General features: G+C 51.5%; 5 protein-coding genes. 4 read left to right on the forward strand and 1 reads right to left on the reverse strand.

Annotated features, from left to right (window positions below):
* Positions 1–378: MFS transporter (locus MHN01_RS13870; protein ID WP_239411887.1), on the reverse strand; the 378-nt coding region annotated here is incomplete at its 3' end.
* A gap of 574 nt (positions 379–952) precedes the next feature.
* On the opposite strand from MHN01_RS13870, the gene iolE reads away from it, so the two are divergent.
* The 4 genes from iolE to MHN01_RS13890 all read left to right on the forward strand — a co-directional run.
* Entirely contained in the window at positions 953–1846 is an 894-nt protein-coding gene (gene iolE, locus MHN01_RS13875) for a myo-inosose-2 dehydratase (RefSeq protein ID WP_239411888.1), read from the forward strand.
* A gap of 133 nt (positions 1847–1979) precedes the next feature.
* Positions 1980–3851, forward strand: coding sequence for a 3D-(3,5/4)-trihydroxycyclohexane-1,2-dione acylhydrolase (decyclizing) (gene iolD / locus MHN01_RS13880; RefSeq protein WP_239411889.1), 1872 nt, complete (start codon positions 1980–1982; stop codon positions 3849–3851).
* Between the two features lie 93 nt (positions 3852–3944).
* The gene (locus MHN01_RS13885; protein ID WP_239411890.1) at positions 3945–5120 is read left to right on the forward strand and encodes a Gfo/Idh/MocA family protein; all 1176 of its coding nucleotides are present in this window, start codon (positions 3945–3947) and stop codon (positions 5118–5120) included.
* A 12-nt stretch (positions 5121–5132) separates the two neighbouring features.
* A partial coding sequence (locus MHN01_RS13890) for a PfkB family carbohydrate kinase (protein ID WP_239411891.1) occupies positions 5133–5936 on the forward strand: 804 nt, incomplete at its 3' end.

Genomic DNA, 5936 nt, shown 5'->3' on the forward strand with positions numbered 1-5936 from the left:
CACGCAGGCCAGACCAACAGCAACACCGCCTACGATACGAAGCAGAACGTAGATAGTGAAGGTGGGGGCTATCGCAGAGCCAACTGCGGATATCGAGAAAAGGATAGCGGCGATAAAGAGGGTATTGCGGCGGCCATATTTCAGGGCACTCCAACCGGCGCTGACGGCACCGAGTATACTGCCGAGTACGACGCTGGATACGGCCCAGCCGGTTTGTGCAGGACTTAAGCCGAAGTAATCGCGGATCGGGCCGATGGCACCTGATATCACGGCTGTATCGTAGCCCAGTAAGATCCCTCCTAAGGCTGCAATACAGCAGATCCTGACAATATAGGCGATGTTATGTTTATGGGACAATGCCCCTTGGTTGGGTGACATGTTCTACTCCTTGTTGAGGTACCCGCCTCGTGCCTAACCATCGAATAAGCGTGATTTGGGTGGTATCCGATACCGCTATGACTGTAGGGTATTTGTATCGGAATGTGTCATACGCCGGCTATTTTTTAGTATTTGTAAATGTATATTGAAAAATATTTTCCATTCGGCGTTGAGAGAAATCATAGGGCTTCAAAATCAATCCCGCCACCGTCTAAACCGTCTTTTCCTCAAAAATGTTACCTTGCTCAAATTGTGATAAATATTTTTCAAACTAGTTTTTGCATTTAAATTACTGAAAAATAAACAATAATTGATTTTGTGATCTTGCTCAAAAAATAGCCGCAGGCCGCGTAATCCCTCACTTTTTTCAAAAAAGTGCTTGTATTTGAAATTGATTTCATTGGTTGAAAAATATTTTTCATTATCGATTTGTTCGTTTATATTGATTTCCAGTGAAGCAAAGTGGTGAAGATTGAACGGCTTATTTAGAGGTTGCCCAAGAGACACCGATGAATAGGACAGAGGAATCAATCTCATCTTCCTAATACTTGATAAGAAATTGTGGAGAACAAACATGAGCAAGGTGCAATACGGAATCAGCCCTTTGACCTGGACTAACGATGACATGCCAGAACTTGGCGGTGAAATCCCATTGGAAACATGTTTGAGCGAAATGTCAGAAGCCGGTTTTACCGGTACCGAACTAGGGACTAAATACCCGAGAGAGCCAGAGGTATTGATCCCTCTGCTTGAAAAACACGGCCTGGTACTGGCGTCTGGCTGGTTCAGCGGCAACCTGATGACGCTGACGGCTGAAGAAGAAATTGCAGCCATGCAGGACCACATTACGTTGCTTAAAGCGGCTGGCTGTAAAGCAATGGTTTACGGCGAAGTGAGCAATACCGTTCACGGCGACATCAACACACCGCTTTCGCAGCGTGTGATCCTGACAATGGATGAGTGGAAAGCTTATGCCGAGAAGCTCACAACGGTCGCTGAGTACCTGTTGAACGAGCATGATATCAAGCTTTCGTTCCACCACCATGTCGGCACCATCTGTGAAACAGAAGATGACATCAATTTGCTGATGGAGCTAACCGGTGATGCCGTACACCTTACTCTTGATACCGGCCATATCACTTACGGTGGTGGTAACCCGGTCACAATGATCAAGCGCTGGGGCCACCGCATCGGCCACATGCACTTTAAAGATCTTCGCCTGGATGTGATGAAGGCAGCACGCGATGCAGACAAGTCATTCCTTAATGCAGTTCTTGATGGTGTATTTACCGTTCCTGGTACTGGCGACGTTGATTATGACGATGTATTCGCTGCACTGAAAGAGCGTAACTACGAAGGCTGGTTACTGGTTGAAGCCGAGCAGGATCCTGCCAAGGCCCATCCATTGACGTATGCCAAGACAGCTTACGAGAACATCACAGGCTACGCCAAGAAGTACGGCCTGTAAGTTCTGACGATTCAGTCCTTCCGGGGAGCTTGCTCCCCGGTTTTAAACACTGGCTACGCTATAAACAGGAAAACACACTGTAGCCAGGGCAAGGAAGCCATTTTTTTTCGTGTGTCGAAAATCGAGGAAGAAGATGAAAACTGTACGCCTGACTGTTGCTGAAGCGCTAGCTAAGTACCTTGCAGCACAAATGATAGACATTGATGGTAAGAAAGAGCAGCTGTTCGGTGCCGCTTTTGCCATTTTCGGTCACGGTAATGTGACATGCTTTGGACAGCAATTAAAAAATATCGAAGACAAAATTCCTACCTGGCGCGGTCAGAACGAACAGTCGATGGCGACGGCGGCAATCGCCTTTGCCAAAGCGAACCAGCGTCGACGTATTGGTATCGCAACCAGCTCTATCGGCCCGGGTGCAACCAACATGGTGACAGCGGCAGGTATTGCCCATACCAACCGTCTGCCTCTGCTGTTGATCTCAGGTGATGCCTATGTCAGCCGCCTGCCGGATCCGGTATTGCAGCAGCCAGAAAACTTCGAAGATCCGTCAGTGACGTGTAACGATACCTTCAAGCCACTGACCCGATATTGGGATCGTATCGTCTCGCCAACCCAACTGATGCACACGCTGCCTCAGGCGATTGACACCATGCTGGATCCGGCAACCTGCGGACCTGCCTTTATCGGTCTGCCGCAAGACATTCAGGGCGTCGCCTACGACTTCCCGGAAGTTTTCTTTGCTGAAAAAGTCCACCGTATTCGTCGTCCAGAGCCTGAACTGGTCGCTCTGGAGGAAGCCAAAGAAATCCTTATCAAAGCCAAACGTCCGTTGATCATCTCCGGTGGCGGCGTGCATTACTCGCTGGCAACCGACGAGCTGGCTGCATTTGCCGGTAAGCACAACATTCCGGTTGTCGAGACTATTGCCGGACGTGCCACCATGCTGCAGGACAACCCGCTAAACGCCGGACCGATCGGGGTAACAGGCTCTGATTCTGCCAACTATATGGCTGCCCACGCCGATGTGGTCGTGGCGATTGGTACCCGACTACAAGACTTTACAACGGGCTCGTGGACCGTATTCCGTAATCAGGACATGAAACTCATCAGCGTCAACGTGGCTAGGTTTGATGCGGTGAAGCACATGTCATATCCGGTACTAGGCGATGCCAAAGCCTGCATGACCAAACTATCGGTATTGCTTGGTGATTGGCGCTCTGAGCAGGAGTGGGCAGACACCGCCAAAGCGCAGGCTGACGAGTGGAAAGCCGTTGTTCACCGTCGTACCCACCCGCAGGAAGGTGATCTGCTGCCGAGCATGTCTTCTTATGCAGAGGTCATTGGCAAGCTGAACAAGTCAATGGAAAAAGGTGACACCGTACTGACTGCCGCTGGTGGCCTGCCTGCCGAGCTGGCAATGAACTGGCAAAACTACCAGATTGGCAAGTTCGACATCGAGTTTGGTTTCTCCTGCATGGGTTATGAAATTGCCGGTGGCTGGGGGGCCAAGATTGCCAACCCGAACAACGATGTTGTCGTGCTGGTGGGTGACGGTTCCTACCTGATCCAAAACTCGGATATCTACTCGTCGGTACTGACCGGTCACAAGATGATTCTGGTGGTATGCGACAACGGTGGTTTCGCGGTGATCAATAAGCTGCAGAACAATACCGGTAACGAATCCTTCAACAACCTGCTGTCTGACTGTCGCCGTCCTGACGGCGAACTGGCCCGCGTTGATTTTGCCAAGCACGCCGAGGCGCAGGGAGCCATCAGTGAGAAGCTGTCTTCAATCGACGAGTTTGACGCTGCCTTTGCCCGTGCCAAGGAAGCTGACCGTACTTACGTGATTGTGGTCGACATCGATCCGGTTTCACCGGCGGCATGGTCCAAGTGTGACTGCTGGTGGGAAGTGGGGCTACCTGAAGTTACAGATAACCAGGACACAGCCAAGAAAGTGGCTGAGTGGGAAGAAGGCCGAGCGCACCAGCGCCGCGGAGTATAAGTTCAGGGGCCAAAGACCCTAAAAAATTTCCAATAACTGAAACCGCAGGCACGGCGGGAAGATAACCCGCTGTGCCAGTAAGGGAGCAAAATTATGTTTAATGAAGAACGTCACTTTGAACAACCTATTCGCTGGGCAATGGTCGGCGGCGGCCGCGGTAGCCAGATTGGTTACTCGCACCGTAATGCCGCGCAGCGTGATGGTCTGTTTAAGCTGGTTGCTGGCGCGTTTGACTTAGATCCGCAGCGCTGCCGTGATTTTGGTGTCAATCTGGGGTTGGACGCCGAGCGTTGTTACGCCAGCTATGCCGAGATGTTTGAAGCTGAAGCCAAGCGTGAAGACGGTATTCAGGCTGTGTCTATCGCGACACCAAACTCTACCCACTACGAAATCTGCAAGGCGGCGCTGGAAGCCAACCTTCACGTGGTGTGTGAAAAGCCGATCACTTTCACAACCGAAGAAGCGGAAGAGCTGAAGGCGATTGCGGCAAGCAAGAACCGTGTGATTGGTGTGATGTACGGCTATAGCGGTTTCCCAATGGTTCAGCAGGCGCGTGAAATGGTTCAGCGTGGTGATCTTGGTGAAGTGCGCGTCATTAACATGCAGTTTGCCCACGGCTTCCACAACGAAGAGTACGAGAAAAATGATCCGGGTCTGAAGTGGCGTGTAAGTCCTGAGGTATCAGGTCCAACTTATGTGCTGGGCGATATCGGTACTCATGCATTCTATCTTTGCGAAGTGATGACCGGCCTTGAGGTTGATCGTCTTTCTTGCATGCGCCAGAGCTTTATCAAGTCTCGTACACCGCTGGAAGATAACGCTCACGTGATGATGGAATTTAAGGGCGGGGCAGTTGGAACGCTATGGGCATCGGCAGTCAATGCAGGCTCCATGCACCAGCAGAAGATCCGTATCGTCGGCTCTAAAGCTTCTATCGAATGGTGGGACGAGCATCCGAACCAGCTTCGTTATGAGATTCAGGGTGAGCCGCCACGTATCCTCGACCGCGGTATGGGTTATTTGTATCAAGATGCGGAAGGTGTTGCTGCAAATCGCGTTGGTGGCGGTCATGCGGAAGGTTACTTCGAGTCATGGGCTAACCTGTACCACCGCTTCGCGTTGGCATTTGATGCTGCTGACCGCGACGATCAGGAGACGCTGGAAGGGATCTGGTTCCCTGGTATCGATGCTGGTATCGAAGGCGTACGACTGTGTGAGAAATGTGTTGAGTCTGCAGATCAGAATGCAGCCTGGGTTGAGTACAAGTAATAGGAACACACCATGACAAAGATTGCACTTCAGCAAGATCGTCCGCTGGATGCCATCGTGTTAGGTCGCGCGGGCGTTGATCTTTACGCCCGTGAATCCAACACGGACATGGCAGATATTTCAGGGTTCAATAAATTCGTCGGTGGCTCGGCGGCCAATATCGCAGTCGCGATCAGCAAATTGGGCGCCAAGGCAGGATTTATCGGCTGTGTCGCTGATGATGCATTCGGCGGTTATGTTCGCAGCTATATGTCGGGTCAGGGGATCAACCTTGACGGCATGATGACGGATGCATCCGGCTCGCGCACCTCGGTGGCCTTTACCGAAATGAAGCCGAGTGACTGCACAGTCCTTATCTACCGTAACAAGGCCTCTGATCTGACTATTAAGCCCGAGCAGGTTGACCCAGAGTACATTGCCAGTGCCAAGGTACTGGTGGTGACCGGTACCGCGCTGTCTGAAAGCCCGAGCCGCGAGGCAACGCTGATTGCCATGGAGCATGCTCGTCGCAGTAACACAGCCGTAGTGTTGGATGTCGATTATCGCCCATATTCATGGCGTACCGATGTCGATGCTTCTATCTACTATGGCATTGCAGCTGGTCTGTCAGACATCGTTATCGGCAACCGCGAAGAGTTCGACATGATGGAAACCGTGCTGGCACCGGGCAACAAAGATGATGATGCCACGGCTGAGCGTTTCCTTCGAGCCAATACTCAGGTCGTTGTCATCAAGGCGGGCGAGCTGGGCTCAAAAGTGTACTGCCGAAACGGACATAAGTTCCAGCAGGGGATCTTCCGGGTGGATGTCCAGAAA

The sequence above is a fragment of the Photobacterium sp. OFAV2-7 genome, from assembly GCF_022347985.1.
GTDB lineage: Bacteria > Pseudomonadota > Gammaproteobacteria > Enterobacterales > Vibrionaceae > Photobacterium.

Bases quoted from the DNA above. Each gene is read 5' to 3' on its own strand.
- MHN01_RS13885 (WP_239411890.1), top strand. From the start codon at position 3,945: ATGTTTAATGAAGAACGTCACTTTGAACAACCTATTCGCTGGGCAATG.
- iolD (WP_239411889.1), top strand. From the start codon at position 1,980: ATGAAAACTGTACGCCTGACTGTTGCTGAAGCGCTAGCTAAGTACCTT.
- iolE (WP_239411888.1), top strand. From the start codon at position 953: ATGAGCAAGGTGCAATACGGAATCAGCCCTTTGACCTGGACTAACGAT.